The sequence below is a fragment of the Nitrospiria bacterium genome, from assembly GCA_035498035.1.
In the GTDB taxonomy this organism is placed as follows: Bacteria; Nitrospirota; Nitrospiria; order JACQBZ01; family JACQBZ01; genus JACQBZ01.
In genome coordinates this window covers 46,287-67,798 of sequence record DATKAN010000016.1, presented here as the reverse complement: position 1 = coordinate 67,798, position 21,512 = coordinate 46,287, and the positions used below count along the sequence as shown (strand labels likewise).

At 58.8% G+C, this 21,512-nt stretch carries 21 protein-coding genes; 18 read left to right on the top strand and 3 right to left on the bottom strand.

Annotated features, from left to right (window positions below; genetic code table 11):
* Positions 1–1,034: formylglycine-generating enzyme family protein (locus VMN77_02750; GenBank protein ID HTN42696.1), on the bottom strand; the 1,034-nt coding region annotated here is incomplete at its 3' end.
* A 4-nt stretch (positions 1,035–1,038) separates the two neighbouring features.
* Entirely contained in the window at positions 1,039–3,501 is a 2,463-nt protein-coding gene (locus VMN77_02745) for an arylsulfatase (GenBank protein HTN42695.1), read from the bottom strand.
* 572 nt (positions 3,502–4,073) lie between these two features.
* On the opposite strand from VMN77_02745, the gene VMN77_02740 reads away from it, so the two are divergent.
* The 5 genes from VMN77_02740 to VMN77_02720 all read left to right on the top strand — a co-directional run bounded on the left by VMN77_02740 (position 4,074) and on the right by VMN77_02720 (position 8,587).
* Positions 4,074–5,192, top strand: a complete 1,119-nt coding sequence (locus tag VMN77_02740) for a patatin-like phospholipase family protein (GenBank protein HTN42694.1) — start codon at positions 4,074–4,076, stop codon at positions 5,190–5,192.
* 191 nt (positions 5,193–5,383) lie between these two features.
* Positions 5,384–6,595, top strand: a complete 1,212-nt coding sequence (locus VMN77_02735) for a glucose-1-phosphate adenylyltransferase (protein HTN42693.1) — start codon at positions 5,384–5,386, stop codon at positions 6,593–6,595.
* 91 nt (positions 6,596–6,686) lie between these two features.
* Positions 6,687–7,121, top strand: a complete 435-nt coding sequence (locus tag VMN77_02730) for a CBS domain-containing protein (GenBank protein HTN42692.1) — start codon at positions 6,687–6,689, stop codon at positions 7,119–7,121.
* Positions 7,122–7,154: 33 nt separating this feature from the next.
* Positions 7,155–7,556 carry a tetratricopeptide repeat protein gene (locus VMN77_02725; GenBank protein ID HTN42691.1) on the top strand — a complete coding sequence of 134 codons (402 nt, stop codon included), beginning with the start codon at positions 7,155–7,157 and terminating at the stop codon, positions 7,554–7,556.
* Complete coding sequence (locus tag VMN77_02720; protein HTN42690.1) at positions 7,553–8,587, top strand: YncE family protein; 1,035 nt, start codon at positions 7,553–7,555, stop codon at positions 8,585–8,587. The genes VMN77_02725 and VMN77_02720 overlap by 4 nt, the downstream gene beginning before the upstream one ends.
* Before the next feature lie 22 nt (positions 8,588–8,609).
* Here the strand turns inward: VMN77_02720 and hflX are convergent, their stop codons facing one another.
* Positions 8,610–10,277, bottom strand: a complete 1,668-nt coding sequence (hflX, locus tag VMN77_02715) for a GTPase HflX (protein HTN42689.1) — start codon at positions 10,275–10,277, stop codon at positions 8,610–8,612.
* A 169-nt stretch (positions 10,278–10,446) separates the two neighbouring features.
* Here hflX and VMN77_02710 point away from each other — a divergent pair, with 169 nt between their 5' ends.
* From VMN77_02710 to VMN77_02650, 13 genes are all read left to right on the top strand, one after another.
* Positions 10,447–10,815, top strand: a complete 369-nt coding sequence (locus tag VMN77_02710) for a response regulator (GenBank protein HTN42688.1) — start codon at positions 10,447–10,449, stop codon at positions 10,813–10,815.
* A gap of 92 nt (positions 10,816–10,907) precedes the next feature.
* Positions 10,908–12,512, top strand: a complete 1,605-nt coding sequence (locus tag VMN77_02705) for a PAS domain S-box protein (protein ID HTN42687.1) — start codon at positions 10,908–10,910, stop codon at positions 12,510–12,512.
* On the top strand, positions 12,509–13,885 hold the full coding sequence (locus tag VMN77_02700) for a sigma-54 dependent transcriptional regulator (protein HTN42686.1): 1,377 nt from the start codon (positions 12,509–12,511) through the stop codon (positions 13,883–13,885). The genes VMN77_02705 and VMN77_02700 overlap by 4 nt, the downstream gene beginning before the upstream one ends.
* Before the next feature lie 294 nt (positions 13,886–14,179).
* Positions 14,180–14,617, top strand: a complete 438-nt coding sequence (locus VMN77_02695; protein ID HTN42685.1) for a CBS domain-containing protein — start codon at positions 14,180–14,182, stop codon at positions 14,615–14,617.
* A gap of 47 nt (positions 14,618–14,664) precedes the next feature.
* A complete protein-coding gene (locus VMN77_02690) occupies positions 14,665–15,249 on the top strand; it encodes a YbaK/EbsC family protein (GenBank protein HTN42684.1) in 585 nt (194 codons plus the stop codon).
* Between the two features lie 15 nt (positions 15,250–15,264).
* A complete protein-coding gene (locus VMN77_02685) occupies positions 15,265–15,753 on the top strand; it encodes a BCAM0308 family protein (GenBank protein HTN42683.1) in 489 nt (162 codons plus the stop codon).
* Positions 15,754–15,802: 49 nt separating this feature from the next.
* The gene (locus tag VMN77_02680) at positions 15,803–16,291 is read left to right on the top strand and encodes an Hsp20/alpha crystallin family protein (GenBank protein HTN42682.1); all 489 of its coding nucleotides are present in this window, start codon (positions 15,803–15,805) and stop codon (positions 16,289–16,291) included.
* Positions 16,292–16,410: 119 nt separating this feature from the next.
* On the top strand, positions 16,411–16,608 hold the full coding sequence (locus VMN77_02675; GenBank protein HTN42681.1) for a hypothetical protein: 198 nt from the start codon (positions 16,411–16,413) through the stop codon (positions 16,606–16,608).
* A 3-nt stretch (positions 16,609–16,611) separates the two neighbouring features.
* Positions 16,612–19,320 carry a cation-translocating P-type ATPase gene (locus VMN77_02670; GenBank protein ID HTN42680.1) on the top strand — a complete coding sequence of 903 codons (2,709 nt, stop codon included), beginning with the start codon at positions 16,612–16,614 and terminating at the stop codon, positions 19,318–19,320.
* Between the two features lie 35 nt (positions 19,321–19,355).
* On the top strand, positions 19,356–19,838 hold the full coding sequence (locus VMN77_02665; GenBank protein ID HTN42679.1) for a universal stress protein: 483 nt from the start codon (positions 19,356–19,358) through the stop codon (positions 19,836–19,838).
* Positions 19,839–19,868: 30 nt separating this feature from the next.
* Positions 19,869–20,315: an OsmC family protein gene (locus VMN77_02660; GenBank protein ID HTN42678.1), complete on the top strand. Its 447-nt coding sequence runs from the start codon at positions 19,869–19,871 to the stop codon at positions 20,313–20,315.
* An 11-nt stretch (positions 20,316–20,326) separates the two neighbouring features.
* Positions 20,327–20,887 carry an HPF/RaiA family ribosome-associated protein gene (locus tag VMN77_02655; protein HTN42677.1) on the top strand — a complete coding sequence of 187 codons (561 nt, stop codon included), beginning with the start codon at positions 20,327–20,329 and terminating at the stop codon, positions 20,885–20,887.
* Positions 20,888–20,963: 76 nt separating this feature from the next.
* Positions 20,964–21,338 carry a cytochrome c gene (locus tag VMN77_02650; GenBank protein HTN42676.1) on the top strand — a complete coding sequence of 125 codons (375 nt, stop codon included), beginning with the start codon at positions 20,964–20,966 and terminating at the stop codon, positions 21,336–21,338.
* Positions 21,339–21,512 lie beyond the last annotated feature (174 nt).

Here is a 21,512-nt window from a genome sequence, read left to right as displayed (position 1 = left end):
ACGCGTTTTTTTTCCGCGGGCTCGGACGGGTCGAACGATGAGTCCGGCCCCTTCGGATTGCGCGCGACGCCGCCCAAGGCGGCGAGCTGTGCGTAGTAATCGGGCCGATACCAGTCGCTCGTCCATTGCCAGACGTCGCCGGCCATGTCGTAGAGGCCGTAGCCGTTGGGCGGAAACTGCGCGACCGGCGCGATGCCGATATATCCGTCCGCTCCGGTGTCTTTGTAAGGAAAGTGACCCTGGTGCGTATTCGCCATCCATTTTCCGTCGGGACGGAATTGATCGCCCCAGGCATAAGGCTTACCCGTCAACCCACCGCGCGCGGCGAACTCCCATTCGGCCTCGGTCGGCAGCCGCTTGCCGGCCCATTTCGCGTAGGCCAGCGCGTCTTCATAGGCGACCTGCACGACCGGATACTTTCCTTTTCCCTTGATCGAGCTCTTCGGACCGAGCGGATGTCGCCAGTTCGCGCCTTTCACGTAGGACCACCATTGAAGGTGATTATTGAGCTCCACCGGATGGTCGGGCGGGGAGAAGACCACCGAGCCGGCCACAAGATTCTCCGGCGGGGCGCCCGGAAATTCCTCGGCCGTCGGCGTGCGCTCGGCCACCGTCACATATTTTGTCGCTTTGGAAAATTTTTCAAACTGCTCGTTCGTGACGTCGGTCTTGTCCATCCAGAAACCGTCGACATAGACCCGATGAACGGGGCGGGAATCGTCCGTTGCATGCATCCCAACGTCATTCCGGTCCATCCCGACGGGATCGGCCACGCCCATCGAAAATTCCCCGCCGGGAATCCAGACCATGCCCTCCGGCGCCGGGCCGGGGGACGTCGCCGCGTTCGGATTCGTCGGCAGGAAGGATGACGAAGCCGACACGGGCACGGCCGCCGCCGTGGCTCCCTGATTCGAACGTGAGGCCTTCCACGCGACCGCTGTCATGACAACGATGGCGGCCGTAATGGCCGTCCCCCAGACCCAAGCGGCGTTTTTAGGTCGGGCATTTTGTGTTTTTCTGAATCTTGGTTTCATGTTGTTAATCGGACAGTCCTTTCTTCAACCCGGCTTCCTTTTGGGCCTTATCCGCCTCATCCTTGTCGGCCGCCTTCATCTCTTGCAGCTCGATTGTCACCTTGTCGATCTTTCCGGTGAACTTGAACGGGACCTTGTAGGCTTCGGTGACCGGCGTGCCTTCGTCCGCGCCGACGTCGGCGCCTTCGTCCGCCGAAAAGAAGCAACACTGTGTCTGTTCGATCCGTCCCTCGGCAACTTTCTTGCCGTTGGCGATGAGAGTGCCGGTGCCGCCCTTGCCCATCCCGACCCCGTCATAGGCGAACTCGAAACGGAGGGTCGCCTTACCGGGGGGCAATGCCTCCTTTGCGGCCACAGTGAACCGTTTCAAGCCCAGCCAATTATAGGTGTAGGTCGGCTTGCCGTTTTTCATGTATAAACTCCAGCCGCCGAAGCGCCCGGCCTGGGCCAGAATCACGCCGTTGGCCCCCTTCGCTGGGATCTCCAACTCGGCGATGATCGAGTGCGACCTGTTCTTCACATTGATAAAGACATTCTCCGACATCCCGGTCATCCCCTGGTAAACCGTCAGCGACGTGCGTCCAGCCATCAGGTCGGGCCGCCCGACCAGTGCGGCGATGAAGCGCTCCTCCAGACGATCATCGAGGGGCAGGACGGAATACTTGACTGCTTCCTTCATGAAGAGATCTTGTAGTTCCTTCAGCTTCGCCGGGTTCTTCGCGGCCCGGTCGTTCGCCAGACTGAAGTCCGACCGGGTGTCATACAATTCCCAAACGTCATCTTCCAGCGGCCTCCGGACCTTGTATTCCCATGCCGCCCGGTGGACGGTGCCGGCCAGCCAGCCGTCCTGATAAATGGCCCGGTTGCCGAAGATTTCGAAATACTGGGTCGTGTGTCGGCTCGGCGCCTTGGCATCCGCAAAGCTGTACACCATGCTCACGCCTTCGATTGGTTCCTGGACCGTCCCGTCCACGCTCTTCGGCTCGGGCAGACCGGCTGCCTCCAGGATCGTCGGCGCAACGTCGATGACGTGGTGCCACTGTGATCGCAGCTCGCCCTTCGCTTTGATCCCCTTGGGCCAGTGGATCACCATCCCGTTGCGGGTACCGCCATAGCTCGAGGCGACCTGCTTTGTCCACTCGAAGGGCGAGTCGCCCGCGACCGCCCAGCCGGCGGCGTAGTGGTTGTACGTCATCGGACCGCCAAGCTCGTCATAGTGTTTCAGGATGTCTTGGACGGTCTCGGGCGCCTTGTTGAAATAGGTGTACTCGTTGAAGAGCCCGTTCATGCCGCCTTCGGCGCTCGCCCCGTTGTCGCCGACGATGTAAAAGATCAACGTGTTGTCGAGCTGTCCGGTCTCCCCAATGGCGTCGACCAAGCGGCCGATCTCCGTGTCGGCATACTCGCCGAAACCGGCAAAGACCTCCATCTGGCGGGCGAAGAGCTTCTTCTCATCCGGGGTCAGCTTGTCCCAGTCCTTGATCGCTTCGGGCTTCGGCGCGAGCTTCGTGCCCGCGGGCACCACGCCCAGCTTGATCTGACGGGCGAGCGTCTCCTCGCGCAGAATGTCCCAGCCCTGGTCGAACTTGCCTTTATATTTGGCGATCCACTCCTTGGGCACGTGGTGCGGCGCGTGTGTGGCGCCGGGCGCGAAGTAGATGAAGAAGGGCTTGTCCGGCGTGAGCGATTTCTGATACTCCATCCAGGCGATGGCCTGGTTGGTCATGTCGGTCATGAAGTTGTAGTTCGGGTCATGCGACGGCTCGATCTGGATCATCCCATCATAGAGCAAGGGCGCCCATTGATTGGTCTCGCCACCGATGAAGCCGTAGAATTTGTCGAAGCCCGAGCGGGTCGGCCAGCGATCGGTCGGGCCCGAGGGGCTGACCTCCCACGCTGCCGTCTCGTGACTTTTGCCGAAGGCAGCTGTACTGTAGCCGTTCAGCCGCAGCATCTCGGCCAGCGGCGCCACGCTGTTGGGACGCTGGCCGGTTTGTCCAGGGAAGGCGGTGGCCGTCTCCGTAATAGAGCCCATATTGTTCATGTGATGATTACGGCCGGAAAGCAGCGCCGCGCGCGTCGGCGAGCAGAGCGCCGTGGTGTGAAACTCGTTGTAGCGCAGCCCTTCATTGGCCAGGCGTTCCACCGTCGGCATATGGATGGGCCCGCCGAAGGCGCTTGACTGGCCGAAACCCATGTCGTCGATCAGCACGATCAGTACGTTCGGTGCCTTGTCCGGCGCCTTGACCACGAAGCGCGGCGGCGGCGTGGCATTGCGGGCATCGAACACGGTGCTGTGGGGATACCGAGGTTCCGGAATCGGCAGCACCGTCCGGTCGGTCGGATAGACAGGCGGTGGGGGGGCGGCCGGCTGCTGGGCCCCTACCGGGCCGATGATCGACGTGGCCATCAGCAGTACGGCAACGACAGAAACAAGCCAAGTCCAGTTCAATCTTACAGTCATCATCTGTTCCTCCTTATCATGGGCCGATGGCACCTATCTTTACGAGGCTGATGTCCGATCCCACGGGGATGACGGTCGTGACCGCACTGATGGCCGGGTGGCTTTGTTTAAAATCGACGATCGCGACGTGAATTCGCGCCACGTCCGGGCCCGGTTCGGAGAGAACCGGCTGGTTTTAATTTATTCCGTTCACGATGCCCAGACTGGCCGCATCGGCCAGTTATTTCATCTTGTTGAGGTTGATTCTCGCCTCTAAAAAACACCACAAACGGAGACCCGCGGTGTTTATTCCACAACCGGCTAATTTGTCGGGGAATTCAATTATAATGATTCGCGGATTCTGTATCTACTCGTAAAAATACTAGGTCGGGGTAGAATAAATACGAGGTTGTATTGATAAAAAAATTCCGATAGCCGCTCACGATGGACCGGCCGACGTGGGGTTTCGGTCACAGGTTCAAAATCAAAATCGTCTTGACTTCGCAAAGAGTTCTGGTAATACTACGGATCGTCTTTGTAATCGGTCGGTCGCCTTTTTGATTCCGGCCGCCGGCCCATTCGATGAGAAAATAGGGATGCCGTTCGGGAGCGAAGGTGTTGAGGCGGGGATAGGCCTGGCTCTTTCGGGGGGAGGGTTTCGCGCGACCCTCTTTCACTGCGGGGCGCTCTGGCGTTTGAATGAACTGGGTTATCTGCCGAAACTGAGCCGGATCTCGAGCGTGTCGGGCGGTTCGATCACGGCCGGATGGCTGGCCTGCAAATGGACCACGTTGCACTTCTCCAACGGCGTCGCCAACAACTTCGTCAAGGAGGTGACGAATCCGCTCCGGAAATTTTGCGGGCGTTCCGTCGACACGCCTTCCATCCTGAAAGGGGTTCTGTGGCCCGGGAAGCGGGTCAGCGACGCGGTGGAGGGAAAGTACCGGAAATATCTTTTCGGGGAAACAACCCTTCAGGATCTCCCGACGAATAATGCCCCGCTGTTCGTTTTTAACTCCACCAACCTGGCCACGGGGGTGGACTTCCGGTTCTCCAAACCCTACGCGGGGGATTATCGGATCGGGCTGATTAAAAATCCCGACTTCCGGGTTTCGCTGGCCGTGGCCGCCTCGAGCGCCTACCCGCCCTATCTCTCGCCCGTGGTCATCGATGCGAATCCGGTGAACTTCACAAGGACCAAGGGGGCCGATCTCTTCGATGAGGAGGCCTACCGGAAGCGTCTCGTTCTCAGCGACGGCGGGGTGTATGACAATCTCGGCCTTGAGACCGTCTGGAACCGCTATCAGACCCTTCTTGTGAGCGATGCGGGCCTGCCCTTCGACCTCAACCCTGGTCCGAGGACAAACTGGTACGGCCAGACGCTCCGGGCCTTCGACGTCACCGCCAACCAGGCGCGCGCGCTTCGTAAACGCGCGCTGGCCTATGAATACCAATTCGGGTACCGCAACGGCTCCTATTGGGGGATCATGACGGAGTTCAAGGGGTATAACCTTCCGGGCGGTCTCCTCATTCCCGCGGAAGTCATCAAAGAACTGGCGAAGACTCGCACGCGCTTGAACTCCTTCAGCGAGGAAGAGCAATGCCGGCTGATCAATTGGGGCTACGCGGTCTGCGACATTCGGATGAGGCGTTACCTCGTCAAAGAATCGGCCCCGCTGCCGAAATGGCCCTACCCCAATTTCGCCTTGGGATGATCCGAACAAGCTTTTTCGATGGGGGCGTTGACGCCCCGACGCCCCTTGAGATTCTTTTCGGTTTTCGCTATAATCTCGCCATCGGTCCATCGAATTATTTTCGTTTCCAACCCCTCGGACGAGAACGGGTGTGAGGAGACTTTATGCCTCGCGGGAAAAAGAGCAGCGACCGGCCGGCCTCGGATTCCTCGATGCAGCATCCGAGAATCCTGGCCATGGTCATGGCCGGTGGAGAAGGACGCCGTCTCCATCCGTTGACCGCCGATCGCTCGAAGCCCGCGGTCCCCTTCGGAGGACGCTACCGGATCGTCGATTTCGTCCTGAGCAGTCTGGTCAATTCCGAGATTCACGCCATTTATCTGCTGGTTCAGTATAAATCCCAATCCCTCATCGAGCACGTCCGCCGCTCCTGGATCCTTTCTCCCATGTTGCCCGGTCACTTTGTTGCGGTCGTGCCGCCCCAGATGCGGACCGGCCCGGAGTGGTTTCAGGGAACCGCCGACGCGGTTTATCAGAACATCAACCTCATCGACCGCCACCATCCCGACCTCGTGGCCGTTTTCGGCGCGGATCATATTTACCGGATGGATATCCGCCAGATGGTCGCGTACCATTTGGAGCGCCGCGCGGACGTGACCGTGGCCGCGTTGCCCGTCCCGCTCGACCAGGCCTCCTCGTTCGGAATCATCTCGGCCGATTCGGACGGCCGGATCCGGGGATTTGAGGAAAAGCCCGAAGGTCCGACGGCGATGCCCGGAGACCCGACACGGGCCTACGCGTCCATGGGTAATTACCTCTTCACCACCGACCTTCTCACGAACGCACTGAACGAAGCCCATCGTTCCGGCGAACGTGATTTCGGAAGGCACGTGATCCCGCGACTCAGCAAGACCCACAGGGTGTTCGCTTACGATTTTCTGTCCAATCAAGTTCCGGGCGTCCATCCCTTTGAAGAACGGGGTTATTGGCGGGACGTGGGAACCATCGGGGCTTATTACGCCGCGCATCAGGACCTCCTCGGTGCCGAGGCCAAATTTGAAACCTTCAACACCCAATGGCCCATCTATTCCAGCAATTATCAAGGGCCGGTGGCCAAGATCATCCGGGGCGAGATCGAGAACAGCAGCCTGGCCGGTGGGACGGTCGTGAACAACTCGACCGTTCGCAATTCGATCATCCGGCGGGAGGTGTGGCTTGAGGAAGATGTGGTGATCGAGGATTCGATCGTGATGGACTACGTTCGCATTCGGCGGGGGTCCCGCCTTCGTCGCGCGATCGTCGATCGCTACAACGACCTCGAGGCCGGCACGCACTTGGGGTACGATCCGGAAAAGGACCGCGCCCGGCACCATCTCGATCCTTCCGGCATCGTGGTCGTCCGCAGGGGCGTCGGGGGCGATTGAGGGTAACCCTTGTTGTCCGGTGTCGATTCATGCTATAGTGCGTACGATTTTCAATCGGGATTTGAACGGATTATTCTTCCACGAGGACAAGATGAAACGCATGCCCGTCAGCGAATTGATGACTCCCAAGGCCGTTACGATCGCCCACGACGCGACCGTGGGAAAGGCCATCGAGGTCATGACCCGCTACGAAATCCGACGGCTGCCGGTCACCAAGGACGGCAAGCTGGTCGGTATCATTTCCGACCGTGATCTGCGACAGTTGGGCGGCCGGCCCAGCCTGAAGCTCTCCAAAAGCGATCGGGATGATGCCTACCTGCAACTGCCGGTCGAAGAAGCGATGACCTTGAACGTCATCACCATCCGGGAAAATCATTCCGTGCAGGACGCGATCGCCTCGATGATCAAGCACAAGATCGGCGGTTTGCCGGTCGTTGATCGGGATGGCGCGCTGGTGGGCATCCTCTCCGAACAGGACGTGCTTAAGTATTGCCTCAGCCTTCTCGAGCAGGAAGACGAACGATAACGTCCTGATAAGGGACTGGGATGAGGGCAGGCGATGGGGGGCGGGAAAGTCCGTATCGGGATCGGTCTACTGGTGATGGTTCTCCTCGTCTGCGCCTCCTGCTCGGATCGTTCCCCGCCGAGGCTTCCGGAGAGTCCGGCAGGCCGGATGGCGATCGCCGCGCCCGAGGGGTACGCGAACGCGACGGCCGCGGCGAGGAATCGGGACGGAATGGATCACCTGCTTCGGGAGCACTGGGAGAAGGCGGCCGCCGACTTCGGCCGCGCGCTGGAGGCCGATCCGGATCTGGCGGCGGCCCATTTCAATCTGGCCCTGGCCTTGGATCAGGAAGGAAGACACGAGGAAGCTGCGGAACATTTTAAGGAGGCGGTTCGGCTCGCCCCCGCCGATCCCCGGATCAGCGATAATGAAGTGTTGAAGAAGCATCTCCGGTGAAACCTCGCCCCCCCTTTTTCCCCTTGACCCGCAGGATCGTCTCGGGGGCCGGGATTATTTTATGGATCCTTTTCTCCGCGGCCCCGGCAGCCCATTCCTCATCCCTTCAGCGCTTGTATGTCGTCAATAATGTCTCCTCCAGCGTCTCGGTGATCGATCTCGCCACGCTCGGCACCGTGGCGGAGGTTCCCACGGGGGAACGCCCGCATGACGTGAATGTCGATCCGCGGGGCCGGTATTTCTACGTGACCGTTCTGTTCACCGAACAATCGGACGACCTGCTTCAGATTTTTGACGTCAACACCCACGCCCTTGTCGCCTCCGTGGTCACCGGACACCAGCCGGTCCATGTCGTTCCGGATCATGCTGGGGAGCGGCTGTACGTTTCCAATGAAGCCGCCTCGACGCTTTCCGTGATTTCGGTCCCGGAGTTTAAAGTGATCGAGACCGTGAAGCTGAAAGGAAGGGGTCCTCATGGACTTGTCCTCACGCCGGACGGACGCTTCGTACTCACTCCCAACCGCCGCACCGGGGATATTTCGAGGGTCGATCTCGCGCGTCATCAAGTCGATCGAATCGGGTTGCCTCCGGGCGCCAAACCGATGGCCATGGGAATCACGGGTGACGGAAAATCGGCGTATGTGACCGACGTGGGGTTGAACCGGGTGCACAAGATCGATATGGCGCAAAAGACGGTTGTGGCGAGTCTGCCCGTGGGCATACTCCCGATGGAGGCCCCGGTTCATCCCACGCGGCCTTTTCTCTATATTCCCTGCATGGGGTCGGCCGCCGTCTACAAGGTCGATCTCGACAACTGGAAGGTTGAAAAAATAATACCGGTCGGGCCGGGACCGCGAGGCATCGCCTATCGTGCGGATGGAAAATATGCGTATGTAACATTAAGCGGGGAGAAGCCCAAGGGACGGGTCGCCGTCGTCGATACGGAAACCGACACGGTCCAGGCCACGTTTCCGGTGGGCGAAGCGCCGGCCGGGATCGCCGTGCTGTTTGGGAAAAACCAGGGATGGTAGGAGGTTTTTCGGGTGTCGAGGATCATGAGCGGGCCTCCTGTCCTGACCGGAAGACCCGGTCTTCGAGAACCGCCAGAAGTTTGGGCAGCGTCTCGGGATGAAGCGCCGAGATCGAGACGGCCTGAAAGCGCTGGCAGACGTCTTTGACCATCTGCGGATCGACCCGGTCTTCTTTATTGAACACCACCAGCCGGGGAATTTGATCCAGCCCGAGCCGCGTCAACAGTTTCACGACGGCCTCGATCTGCTCCTCGAAGCGGGGATTGCCGATGTCCACGACGTGGAGAAGCAGATGGGCGTCCCGCAGCTCGTCCAGCGTCGGCGCGAAGGCGCCCATCAAGTCCTCCGGCAGCTCGCGGATGAAGCCGACCGTGTCGGTGATGATCACTTCCCGTTCGCGGGGGAAGCGCAGCCGGCGGCTGGCGGTGTCCAGCGTGGCGAACAGCAGGTCGTCCGTCAGCACCTCGCTGCGGGTCAGGGCGTTCAACAGCGTCGACTTTCCCGCATTGGTATATCCCACGATCGAGACGATCGGGACCCCGCTCTTCACCCGCAAGGTCCGCCGCTCCGTCCTCGCGCGGCTGAGCGTTTGAAGTTCCTTCTCCAGGCGGCTGATCCGGTCCCGCGCGCGCCGTCGGTCCACTTCCAGCCTCGTCTCGCCCGGTCCGCGTCCTCCGATGCCTCCGGTCAGCCTCGAGAGCGCCGTGCTCCGCTCCGACAGGCGGGGAAGGCGGTATTTCAACTGGGCCAGCTCGACCTGGACCTTTCCGTCCCGGCTGTGCGCGCGTCGCGCGAAGATGTCCAGGATTAATTGGGTCCGGTCGATCACCTTCATCTCCGTGATCTCGCCGATCGCCTTGGTCTGGAGCGGGGTGAGGTTCTGGTCGAAGACGAGCAGGTCGGCCCCTTGCTGATAGGCCTTCATGATCAGCTCCTTGATCTTTCCCTCCCCCATGAGATATTTCGGATGGAGCGTCTTGGGCCGTTGGGTCACGGTGTCCACGACTATGAGCCGATCCGTTCGCGCCAGCTCGGCCAATTCCTCCATCGATTCCTCCTGATCGAGCCGGCTCTGCGTGGATGCGCTGGCCAGGATCGCCCGCTCCCGCGTGTCCTTGACGTCATACGCGGTCTGGTGCCGGGCCAGTTCCTCCTCAATCGTATTTACGAAGGACTGGCAATCCAGGTTCAACTGATGGGTCCAGATGGGCGGATGAACCTCCCAGGTCTTGCCCTCCGGGTTGGGGGGGAGGAGGTGGGCGAGATAACAATGGCCGGGAAGCCCGTTTTCCTGTACGCCGATCGCGGCCATGAGGTCCAGCCGGAGCAGGGCCAAGTCGGTGAAGTCGTCCTGGGTCAGGGGCGAGTCGTCGAGATGGGTGTGGAGGCAGCGGACGCCCCGAAGCCTGAACCGGCCGGCGCGGAACTTGGACAGGTCCGGGATCAATATCTCGCGGTCGTCGCCCACGATCACGGCGTAGATTTCCCCCCGTCGGGTGATGATCAGACCGATCTGCCGCCCGATCTCGCGGGACAGTTCGGTCAGCGCGCGTGCGAGCTCCTGTGTCACAACCTTGTCGGGGGGGATTCGGCGGCGGTATAGATGCTCCAGGCGTCGGGTTTGTCCGGCCTTGAGTCCGGTGAGATGTCCGTGAAGTGTGGGAATCGATTTTCTCCGTGTCGTGCCCATTATAACAGTTGAACCGCCCGAACTCCAGCCCCTGTTCCACGGTCCTTCAAATTCAGATTAATATATCTTCGTCAAAAACGGAGTCCATGGCACGTGTCTTGCTTTCTTGTAAGTTATCAAAGAAATTTTGACAACTCAAAAGAAAAGGTCTCCGGAGGTAAACGGAACCATGGGTCATCCCAGAATCCTTGTCATTGACGATGAAGAGAATTTCCTGAACCTTCTGTCCAAAATCCTTGGGAAAGAAGGATACGAAGTCAGAGCGACGTTCGACGGGAAACAGGCCCTGGGGTGGTTTGAACAGGAGCCGTTCGATCTGGTGCTGGCGGACATCCGGATGCAACCGATGGACGGATTTTCGGTCCTGGAGCGGATTAAAAGTTTACGACCCGATACCAAGGTCATAATGATGACCGCTTATCCTTCCGAGTCAACCCGTACGCTTGCTTTTCTCAAAGGCGCAGCCGACTATATGGTTAAGCCCTTTAACATCAACGAACTAACGCTGTTGATTCGAAGGCAACTCCTGCCTCCGTAAGTCCATTCCCTTCACGACCATTCTATGCCGCTTGTCTTGACAATGGAATTCCCTGGGAATAGGATAAGGTAACAGAGTTAGAGGGTTTCTTCATGCCCAGTTCGAAACCGGATCATTTCGATCAGGGACCGGTTCAATCGATTGAACCGGTCGTTCTAAAGGACAGTCTTTTCGCGTCGCTCATGGCGGCGCTCCCGTACGCCGCCGTGATTGTCACCCCGGAGGGTCGCCTGGGATTCATCAGTGATCAGACCACGAAGATCTTCGGCTACCGCAGGGATGAACTGATCGGCAGGCCCATCGAAGTTCTGATCCCCCAGCGCTTCCGAGAAGCCCATACCGTTCATCGCGCCGAATACGCCGCGAAGCCCATGACGCGGCCGATGGGCATCGGACTTGAATTGTCCGGCCGTCGCAAGAACGGGGCCGAGTTTCCCGTCGAAATCAGCATAAGCCCCGTGCGCATCCAAGGGCAAGACTTCGTGATCGCCCTCATTCAGGACATCACCCACCGTAAGCGAACGGGGGATGCGCTGCGGGCGAGCGAGGAGCTCTTTCGTGCCATGACCAAAACATCCCCTGTGGGGATATTCCGAACGGACGTCCATGGAAATGGAATCTACCTGAACGAGAGGGGGTGTAATATCGTCGGATTGACCTCCGACGAGGCGAAGGGCACAGGTTGGATGAAGAACCTGCACCCCGACGATCGGGAGCGCGTCTTCGCCGAATGGTCCCGTACCGTCCATGATGGGAAATCCTTTCGGTCGGAGCATCGCTTTTGCCATGCCGACGGCAAGACGGTCTGGGTGTTTGCTCAAGTGGAACTGGAACTCGGTCCGAAGGGAGAAATATTGGGTTATGTGGGCACACTGACCGACATCACCGAGCACAAGCAGATGGAGGAGTCCCTCCGGAAGAGAGAGCGGCGATTCCGCGATCTGTCCATCAATCAGGAACGGCAACTGATTCTCTCCGACCGGCTGATCTCCTTCGGGGAGGTGACGGCCTCCCTCGCCCATGAATTCAACAATCCGCTGGGCATCGTGATCGGGTTTGCTCAGGACCTGCTGACGGAGCTGGATCCGGAGGATTCCCGGTATCAATCCGTGAAAATCATCGAGGAAGAGGCGCGACGCTGCAAGAAAATCATGCAGGATCTCCTGGATTTCGGCCGTCAGACCCCTCCGCAGCATACCCAGACGGATTTGGCGGAGATTGTCCGGAAAAATATCGAAATGATTTCCCCCCGGCTCTTCAAGGCCGGCATTCGATCCGTGTTCGAGGATCCGGGCGGGCTTCCCAAGATCTGGGCGGACCCCCAGCAGTTTGGCCAGGTGCTGGTCAATCTTTTTTTCAACGCCGTTGAGTCGATGCCGAACGGGGGAAAGTTGACCGTCGGGATCGCGGCCCGGCCGCACTCCATGGCCGGTGATCCGGTCAACGATCCGGCCCCGCCCGACGACGTCATCATCACCGTCTCGGACACGGGGCAGGGGATTCAGCCCGCTCATCTCTCCAAGATCTTTCTTCCCTTTTTCACGACCAAGAGCAAAAAAGGAATGGGGTTGGGCCTGTCCATCTGCAAAAGCATCGTGGAGGCCCATCACGGAAAAATTTCGGTCGAGAGCACGCCGGGCCGTGGGACCACGTTTTCATTGTATTTGCCGGCGGACCCGAGGAGGCAGGCGCGATGACTCCGTTTCCTCCCGATTCCCCGACGCCCGAGCGAATTCTGGTGGTCGATGACGAGCCCAACATGCTCGACCTCTTTAAAAAAATCCTGGGCAAAGAAGGTTACGAGGTCGTGACGGCCTCTTCCGGGGAGGAGGCGGTCGAGAAGCTGGAGACGGAACGGTTTGACCTTCTCATTTCGGACCTCAAGATGACCGGATTGGGGGGCCTGGAGCTGTTAAAGAAGGCGAGGAAGATCGCACCGGCTCTGCCCGGTATCATGCTCACGGCCCATGGAACGATCGATTCGGCCGTTTCCGCCATGAAGGAGGGAGCCTTTGACTATCTGACCAAGCCGGTCAACAATGATGAAATCACCCTGACGGTGAAAAAGGCCCTGGAACTGCATCGGCTGACCCGGGAGGTGGAGCGTTTGCGGGAAAAGGTCGGTGCCGAATCCGCCTTGGGCAGCATCATCGGCCGGAGCAAGCCGATGCGGGACCTCTTCCGCCTGATCGGCCGGGTCGCCGACAGCCCGACCACGGTATTAATTTACGGCGAGTCCGGGACCGGAAAGGAGCTGATCGCCCGCGCGATCCACCAGCAAAGTCCGAGACGCGATCGTCCCTTCGTGGCCATCGACTGCGGGGCCCTTCCGGAAACCCTTTTGGAGAGCGAGTTGTTCGGTCACGTGCGGGGTTCCTTTACCGGAGCCGTCAGCAATAAAAAGGGACTTTTCGAAGAGGCCGATGGGGGGACGCTGTTGCTGGATGAGATCGGCGATACCACCCCGGCCTTCCAATCGAAGTTGTTGCGGGTCCTTCAGGAGGGCGAGATCCGGCCGGTGGGGGGAAACAAGACCATCAAAGTGGATGTCCGCGTCATCGCCGCCACGAACAAGGATCTCAAGAAAAACGTCGAGAACAAGGCCTTTCGCGAAGATCTCTATTACCGTCTGGCCGTCGTTCCGATCGTGATTCCGGCCCTGCGACACCGGAGGGAGGATATCCCCCTTCTGGCCGACCATTTCATCATGAAGTATTGCGAGCGGAATCGGGTTGAAACGAAGCAAATCTCACCGAAGACCCTGAAGCTCCTGATCGAGTCACCCTGGCCGGGCAATGTGAGGGAGCTTGAAAATGTGATCGAGCGCGCCGTGTTGATGAGCCCCGGTCCGGAAATTACCCCCGAGGCCCTTTTTATGGAGCCCCCGGACGAACAAGCGGGGGATGCATTGCCGAAGGCGATCCGGATGGCCACCGAAAGCGTCGAAAAGGAAAAAATCGTGGAGGCCGTGCGTCATGCCAAGGGCAATCGATCCCGGGCGGCCAAACTTCTGGGGATCAGCCGGGCCACGCTCTACAACAAATTGAAACGGTATTACCTCATCGAGTAACCCCTGCCGCTGCATAGACAAATGTCCATTTCTATGGACATCAGAAGCCGTTTGAAAATCCGACGGAAAAAATCTTATAATCTTTTTTCTTGTCCAGCCCATTGGACACTCCGTTCCCCCCCGGATCCAAGACGATCGATGAAGGCTTCCGACAATAGAGTCGTTTCTCTTTATTTTCAAAGCAGTCCGCGGAGGTCCCCCCGACATTTTTCCCCCGATAAATGGCACGGCCTTTGCTTAAAAATATTGACAGGGGAGGAGAAATTTGAACGCTATACAAGAGGAGGGTTCGTCATGAGACGCACAGAATATTTGACCGAAAAGCGTGATTTTCATAAACTGCCGGCTTCGTTGCTGATGGAGCAGGACGTCAAGTTTTGCAGGCCCTCCGATTCGGCCCGGCACATCGCCTCCGAGCTGACCAAACATAACTTCGGCAGCCTTCCGGTTGTGGAGAACGGAGGAATGCTGGTGGGGCTGGTAAGCGAATTCGATCTGCTCGGCATCCTCATGAAGGACCGGGATCCCAAAGACGTACGGGCGGAGGAGATCATGACGCGGGACGTCAAATTTGTCCGTGAAGACACCTCGGTGGACGAGATCATCCGGCTGCTGGAGGCGGATCACCTGATCCGGGTGCCGGTCGTCCGGGACGGTAAACTGGTGGGGATCGTCGCGCGGCGGGACATCCTCTTCGGCTTCATCAAGTCCACCGCCCAATATTGGCCTTGAAGAATTCAAGAGGCGGTGGGAGAAGGGTTCCCGTCAGGAGGTGTGTCATGCTCCCATTTGAGATGAAAAGCGCGATGAAGCTGAGGGAATGGTGGAGAGGCTACAAGGGGATTGGGAAAAAAAGGGAGCGCTCCGGGTGGCCGACGGCTCCCGAACGGCTGAAGATGCTTTTCGAGACGGAGAAGGTTCCGTACCGGGTGATCCCACACGCCGAGGTTTATACGGCGCCCGAACTGGCGGCCTCGATCCATACCTCCGGACGGAAAGTGGCCAAGGCGGTGATGGTTTTGGCCGACGGCCGGTATGTCATGGCGGTCCTTCCGGCTCACCGTCAGCTTGATCTCGACCGGTTTTCGGAAGTGATCGGGGCGGCTCAAGTGTCTCTGGCAACGGAAGCGGTTTTGGAAAAACTTTTTCCGGACTGCGAGTTGGGGGCCATCCCGCCATTCGGCACCCTCTACGAGTTCCGGGTCTTTGTGGATGAATCTCTCGCCCTCGAACCGGAGATTTTCTTTCAATCGGGAACGCATCACGAGATGATTGCGATGCGGTATTCGGATTTTGAACGGCTTGTTCACCCGTTAAGGGATCGCTTCGCCATGGATCCGGCGAAAAGAGCCGGCGGGTTTTGATAAAGGGAGGGGGCCATGCCGATTCGAAAAAATCTTCCGGTCCATCGGGATCCCTACCTGCCGCTGATGGGACCGAAGGAAGCGGCCGTTTGCCGAAGCTGCGGGGCGGTGTTTCATCACAAGCGCTGGTCCATGCAAATTCTTCCGGCCACGACCAGAAATCGTAAGACCCGTTCCATTACGTGTCCGGCCTGTCAAAAGAAGCGGGATTCTTTTCCGGGCGGGATCATCACGTTGAGCGGAGAGTTCTTGGCCCCCAACCGGGAAGAGATTCTGAACCTGGTTCGGAACGAAGAAGCCCGGGCCAAAAGGGTCAATCCCCTCGAGCGTATTATTTCGATCAAGGATAATCTGAAATCCGTGGAGATCCAGACCACCAGCGAACGCTTTGCCCAACGGGTCAGTATGGAAATCCACCGGGCTTACAAAGGCGATGTCACGTACCATTGGTCCCGGGATGATAAATTCATCCGGGTGAAGTGGCATCGGGGACGTGAACGATAAGAGACCATTCATCCCTTGGATGGTTATCACAAAGGAAGGAGGTTCGGCCATGTCGAAGGAAAAAGAGAAAGAGACGCGGGAGGTGACACCCTGGAGACCTTTTACGGAGTTGAGCCGCATGGAGCGGGAGGCCGAGCGCATGTTCGGCGATTTCTTCCGGAGACCTTTTTGGGGCTTAAACTGGCCCGACCGCTTTCGGGAGATCGGGATCCGAGAACCGGCGATCGAGATATACGAAGAGAAGGACGACGTCGTGGTCAAGGCCGAGATACCCGGGATGAAAAAGGAGGAGTTGGATATCAATATTTCCGACACCCTTCTCACCATCAAGGGTGAGAAGAAACAGGAAGAAGAGGTTAAAAAGAAAGGGTATTATTATTCCGAACGCTCATACGGGAGTTTCGTGCGGACGATTGACCTGCCCAAAGAGGTGAAGGCCGATAAGGCCTATGCCAATTTCAAGGACGGGGTATTGGAGGTGCGCTTGCCCAAGACGGAGGAGGCCAAGCGGAAAGAAGTAAAGATCAAGGTGGAGTAAACGGGGGGGATATTACCAGCGAGCAATCCGCCGGAGGCGGAGAGCACGAGGGGAAGGCCGCCCCAGGCGGACGGAGGCGGCGAGATGAGCCCCCACAAAACAGGAAGGGGATGATCAAGATGAAATGTCCGAAATGCGGCGGGCAGATGAACTTTGAGGAGTTCGTCAATGTCGAGAGCGAAGGGGGGCCGTGGTCCTATGAGGGATGGCATTGCGTCTATTGCGGGGAAATCGTCGATCCCCTGATTCTTCTGAACCGCAAGGAGGCCAGGGACCTCGAGACGGTTTCCGTCGGGAAAACGAGAGGAAAACGCTGATTGATGGCCCGGCCGTGGTTCCAGATGGAGGCGGAGGAGGTTCTCCGGGTCTTGGACAGTTCCCGGGCGGGCTTATCCGTTGCCGAAGCGAAGCGGCGGCTGGGGGAGTACGGGTCCAATCAATTAAAGGAAGAGGACCGGAAGACCGTCTGGCCCATTCTCTCCAGGCAGTTGAAGGATGTGATGATCCTCATCCTTTTCGCCGCCGCCCTGATCGCCGTTTGGATGGGAGACATCTCCGATGCGGTGATGATTCTTGTCATTGTCGGGTTGAACGCCTCCCTGGGATTCGCTCAGGAGTACCGCGCCGAGCGGGCCCTGAATGTCTTAAAGAAGCTTGAGCGTCCCCAAGTGGTGGTCCGGCGCGGGGGAACCCTTCAAGAGATTTCATCCCGGGACCTGGTTCCGGGAGATCTCATCGCCTTGAACGAAGGCCAGAGGATTCCGGCCGACGGGAGGATTATCGAGGCGGTGCAATTGAGGTTGAACGAGTCGCATTTGACCGGGGAGTCCGTCGCCGTCGCCAAGCACCCCCGGGTCCTCCACAAGAAAGATCTTTCCGTGGGGGATCGGCTCAACTTGGTATTTATGGGTACATCGGTGGTCGCGGGCCATGCCTGGGCCGTCGTGACCGAAACGGGGATGGGAACCGAACTCGGGAAGATCGCCCGCCTTCTCCAGAGGGTGGAAGACCGCAAGACGCCGCTTCAACTCCGTTTGGCCCATCTCGGAAAATGGCTGGCCGGCGCGGCTGTGGCCATGACGGCGGTCATTTTCATCGCCGGTCTCCTTCGGGGAGAACCGACGGAGACGATGCTCTTGACCGCGATCAGTCTGGCCGTGGCGGTGATCCCGGAGGGGCTCCCGGCCGTCGTGACGATCGTTCTGGCGATCGGAGCGCAGGCCATGGCCCGCCGCAATGCGCTGATCCGGAAGCTGCCCGCCGTGGAAACGCTGGGCTCCGTCACCGCGATCTGCTCCGACAAGACCGGGACCTTGACCCAGAATGTCATGTCGGTCGAGATGGTTTATTTCGAAGGGCGCCTGGTGAACATCACCGGCACGGATTATGCCCCGGAGGGTAATTTTCAGGAAAAAGGACAGAGGCTGGACCCCGTAAACGAACCGGCGCTTCTTCAGCTGCTCCGGGCCGCCGCCCTTTGCAGCAACGCCCGTCTGGAGCGGCGGGAGAATCTCTGGATCATTTTGGGAGATCCGACGGAGGGGGCCCTGTTGGCGGCGGCCGCGAAGGCCGGTTTCTGGAAGGACCGGCTTGAGGCGGAATATCCGCGCATCGCCGAAAAACCCTTTGATTCAAATCGAAAGCTCATGACGACGGTCCACCGGGATCCATCCGGCCGCCTGTTCGCCTTCAGCAAAGGAGGCATCGAAGAAATTCTCCGGCGGGCCGTCTCGGTCACGGAAGGCGGGGTCCGCAGGCCTCTGACCCGTCGTCATCATGATCGAATCGTGCAGGTCCACCGTGAGCTGGCCGCGGACGGCGTCCGGATCCTCGCGTGCGCGATGCGCGGCTTGGAAACCGAGCCCTCCGAGGAGAATTTAAAGGATGTGGAGGAAGAGATGGTCTTCCTGGGTTTGGTCGGAATGATGGATCCCCCCCGGCCGGAGGTCCTGGCCGCCGTGGCGAATTGCCGCGAGGCCGGGATCCGGCCGATCATGATTACGGGGGATCATCGTGTGACGGCCGAAAGCGTCGCGAGGCATCTGAAAATCCAGGGTCCCAACGATCGTGTCCTGACCGGAGAGGACCTGGAGTCCATGTCCCCCGAAGACTTGGCGCCGTTGGTTTCCAATGTTTCCGTATACGCCCGGGTCTCGCCCGACCAGAAGGTAAAGATCCTCCAGGCCCTCAAGAGGAGGGGGGAAGTCGTGGCGATGACCGGCGACGGCGTGAACGACGCCCCGGCCCTGCGGATGGCCGATATCGGCGTGGCGATGGGGCGGGGGGGCACGGACGCCGCCCGCGAAGCCTCCGACATGGTGCTTTTGGATGACAATTTTGCTACAATTGTCTCCGCCGTCAAGGAGGGACGGATCATCTACGACAACATCCGGAAATTCACCCGGTATATATTGTCCACCAACAGCGGCGAGATCATGACGATGTTCTTCGCGATTCTGTTCGGCCTGCCGCTCCCGTTGCTTCCGGTCCAGATTCTCTGGATCAACCTCATGACGGACGGACTTCCGGCCCTGGCGCTGGGCGTGGAGCCGGCGGAGCGGGATGTCATGAAAAGACCGCCGAGGGATCCGGAGGAGGGCCTGTTCACCGGGGGTCTGGGTCCCCAGATTGTGTGGGTGGGTTTGATCACCGGGGCGGGGACCCTCGGCATATTGGCATGGGTTCAGGCCGGGCAGGGTCTCGGGCACGGGCGTACGGCCGCTTTTTTCGTCCTCACGATTTTTCAGATGTTCAGCGTGCTGGCCATGCGCTCGGAGCGGAACGCGCTGTGGACGATCGGTTTGTTTTCGAACCCGAAACTGGTCAGCGCGGTGGTCGTGATCGTCGTTCTTCAACTGGCCATCACCTACAGCCCCGCCCTGCAGCCGTTCTTTCACACCACGGCGTTGACGATGGGAGAACTGGCCCTGTGCCTGGGCGTGGCCCTGACCGTTTATCTGGTTTTGGAGGGAGAAAAATGGTATCGTTATCGGGGGCGGATCGGGCAACCCGCCCGAATCCGTCTTTAAATCGGACTTATTGAAAAAGCCTCGGGGGGAAAACCATGATCGAACTTCATCGGATCTTGATGGCGACCGATTTTTCGGATTATTCCAATGAGGCCTTGGAGTATGCCGTGCATCTGGCGCGGGGCTTCGGCGCGGATTTATATCTGCTTCATGTGTTCGAACCGCCTTTTTTCAGCCATACGGGCGTGTCTCCCGGTGTTCGGCCGGAAATCCATGAGTGGATCCAGGAGGTCAGGGAAGCGGAGCATGAAAATCTTAACAAACTGGCGGATCGGGTCCGGCATCAGGGGCCAAAAGTTCATGCCATCTTGAAGGAGGGTACTCCGTTTCTCGAGATTCTCCATACCGCGGGTGAGATTCCGGCCGATATGATCGTGCTCGGAACGCACGGGCGCACGGGACTGGGACATGTCCTGATGGGGAGCGTGGCGGAGCGGGTTGTGCGAAAGGCCGCCTGTCCCGTGTTTACGGTAAAGCCGAAGGCGCTGGCGGGCAAAAAAGAAGGGAAAGGCTCTTAACGGAAGTCCGTTCGCCGGGGGTGGAACACCATGTCAGGACCGGTCGATTTGAAGAAAGAGTCGTTGATCGTTTCCTGGGTCGGGGGTGTTCGGCTGACCGTGCAGGTTCGGAACCATACCCTCATGCTGGATCAGCCGAGGGAGGAAGGCGGGGAGGATCGTGGGGTCACGCCGGTTGAGATGTTCGTCGCCTCCCTGGGGGGCTGCATCGGGTATTTTGCCGTGCGTTTCTGCCAGCGCCACAAAATCCCGACGGACGGACTGAGGGTGAGGACGCAATGGGACTATGCCGAGGGTCCTCACCGCGTCGGGGCCATGATCGCGTATGTCGATCTCCCGGTTCCGCTGGAGGCGGCGATGAAGCTTCGCCTTCAAAAGGTCCTGGAGAGCTGCACCATCCATCGATCTTTGGCGGATCCTCCCAAGGTTTCGGTCGTGATCAACGAATCTTCGAAAACAAGGAAATGGGAAAATTAAGGGGGAGCGTGATGAAAATTCCACTTCAGATTACGGTACGCAACGCCTCGATATCCGAGTCGGTTAATAACGAAATCCGCGAGAAAGCGTCCAAGCTGGATCAATATTCCGATCACATCATCGGCTGTCGGGTGACGGTGGACAATCCCCACCGGCATCAACACCAAGGCATGCTTTATAAAGTGCAAATCGATCTGACCGTCCACGGCTCCGAACTGGTGGTCAAACACCATCCCCACGAGGATATCTACGTGGCGGTTCGAGACGCCTTCGACGCGGCTCGCCGAAAGCTGGAGGATTATGAGCGACGGCTTCGCGGGGACGTGAAAATCCACCAGTCCGCAACGCGCGCCCGCGTGAGCAAGCTGTTTCCGCAGGAGGGGTATGGGTTCCTCGAGGCGCCGGACGGCCAGGAAATCTATTTTCATCGAAACAGCGTCCTGAAAGATGCCTTCGACCGGATGAAGATCGGAATGGAAGTGCGGTTTGTTGAAGAGTTGGGAGAAAAAGGTCCCCAGGCGAGCACCGTCGAAATGATTCGGGCTCGTCGCGGTCGAGAAGCCCAGACCTGATCCCGAACGGATGGACCCGTATCGCGGTTGGGGCCAAGCGGGAGCTCGACTTCATACGCCAGGGAGGAAATAAATCATGTTGTCCAATATTCGCGGTATCTTGTTCGCCGTTCTGATCTTGGGGCTTGGAATTTGGATCCTTCCCGCATCCGGGATTGACGGCGATGCATCGAAGGGGAGACCGATCTATGAAAAGAACTGTCTGATCTGTCACGGTCCGCAGGGCCGTGGAGACGGACCGATGGGAAAGTCGCTGAACCCGCCCGCGCCGAACTTCGCCAGTCCGGAGAGCCGACGCAAACCCGACGCCGATCTGCTGAAGGCCATTCGCGAGGGCCATCCGGATACCGCGATGACGGCATGGAAAGGAACGCTCTCGGAACAGCAATTTCTTGATGTGTTGTCCTATGTGCGGGCGCTGAGCCAAGGCGTCGAGAAGGATAAGAGCTGATACCCCAGGGTTAATAATAAAAAAATGTTCATGAAAATTATTTGAGTATATTCATGTATTATCAATAGGTTGAAATATCGTGTGAGTTGACATTTGTTCCTTCATAGGCGTATTATATAGTTGGATAAAGGAGATGCTCTTTGAAAAAAAGAATAGGACTGCGGTGTTAGTGAC

Bases quoted from the DNA above. Each gene is read 5' to 3' on its own strand.
- VMN77_02745 (HTN42695.1), bottom strand. From the start codon at position 3,501: ATGATGACTGTAAGATTGAACTGGACTTGGCTTGTTTCTGTCGTTGCC.
- VMN77_02740 (HTN42694.1), top strand. From the start codon at position 4,074: ATGCCGTTCGGGAGCGAAGGTGTTGAGGCGGGGATAGGCCTGGCTCTT.
- VMN77_02735 (HTN42693.1), top strand. From the start codon at position 5,384: ATGCAGCATCCGAGAATCCTGGCCATGGTCATGGCCGGTGGAGAAGGA.
- VMN77_02730 (HTN42692.1), top strand. From the start codon at position 6,687: ATGAAACGCATGCCCGTCAGCGAATTGATGACTCCCAAGGCCGTTACG.
- VMN77_02725 (HTN42691.1), top strand. From the start codon at position 7,155: ATGGGGGGCGGGAAAGTCCGTATCGGGATCGGTCTACTGGTGATGGTT.
- hflX (HTN42689.1), bottom strand. From the start codon at position 10,277: ATGGGCACGACACGGAGAAAATCGATTCCCACACTTCACGGACATCTC.
- VMN77_02710 (HTN42688.1), top strand. From the start codon at position 10,447: ATGGGTCATCCCAGAATCCTTGTCATTGACGATGAAGAGAATTTCCTG.
- VMN77_02705 (HTN42687.1), top strand. From the start codon at position 10,908: ATGCCCAGTTCGAAACCGGATCATTTCGATCAGGGACCGGTTCAATCG.
- VMN77_02700 (HTN42686.1), top strand. From the start codon at position 12,509: ATGACTCCGTTTCCTCCCGATTCCCCGACGCCCGAGCGAATTCTGGTG.
- VMN77_02695 (HTN42685.1), top strand. From the start codon at position 14,180: ATGAGACGCACAGAATATTTGACCGAAAAGCGTGATTTTCATAAACTG.
- VMN77_02690 (HTN42684.1), top strand. From the start codon at position 14,665: ATGCTCCCATTTGAGATGAAAAGCGCGATGAAGCTGAGGGAATGGTGG.
- VMN77_02685 (HTN42683.1), top strand. From the start codon at position 15,265: ATGCCGATTCGAAAAAATCTTCCGGTCCATCGGGATCCCTACCTGCCG.
- VMN77_02680 (HTN42682.1), top strand. From the start codon at position 15,803: ATGTCGAAGGAAAAAGAGAAAGAGACGCGGGAGGTGACACCCTGGAGA.
- VMN77_02675 (HTN42681.1), top strand. From the start codon at position 16,411: ATGAAATGTCCGAAATGCGGCGGGCAGATGAACTTTGAGGAGTTCGTC.
- VMN77_02670 (HTN42680.1), top strand. From the start codon at position 16,612: ATGGCCCGGCCGTGGTTCCAGATGGAGGCGGAGGAGGTTCTCCGGGTC.
- VMN77_02665 (HTN42679.1), top strand. From the start codon at position 19,356: ATGATCGAACTTCATCGGATCTTGATGGCGACCGATTTTTCGGATTAT.
- VMN77_02660 (HTN42678.1), top strand. From the start codon at position 19,869: ATGTCAGGACCGGTCGATTTGAAGAAAGAGTCGTTGATCGTTTCCTGG.
- VMN77_02655 (HTN42677.1), top strand. From the start codon at position 20,327: ATGAAAATTCCACTTCAGATTACGGTACGCAACGCCTCGATATCCGAG.
- VMN77_02650 (HTN42676.1), top strand. From the start codon at position 20,964: ATGTTGTCCAATATTCGCGGTATCTTGTTCGCCGTTCTGATCTTGGGG.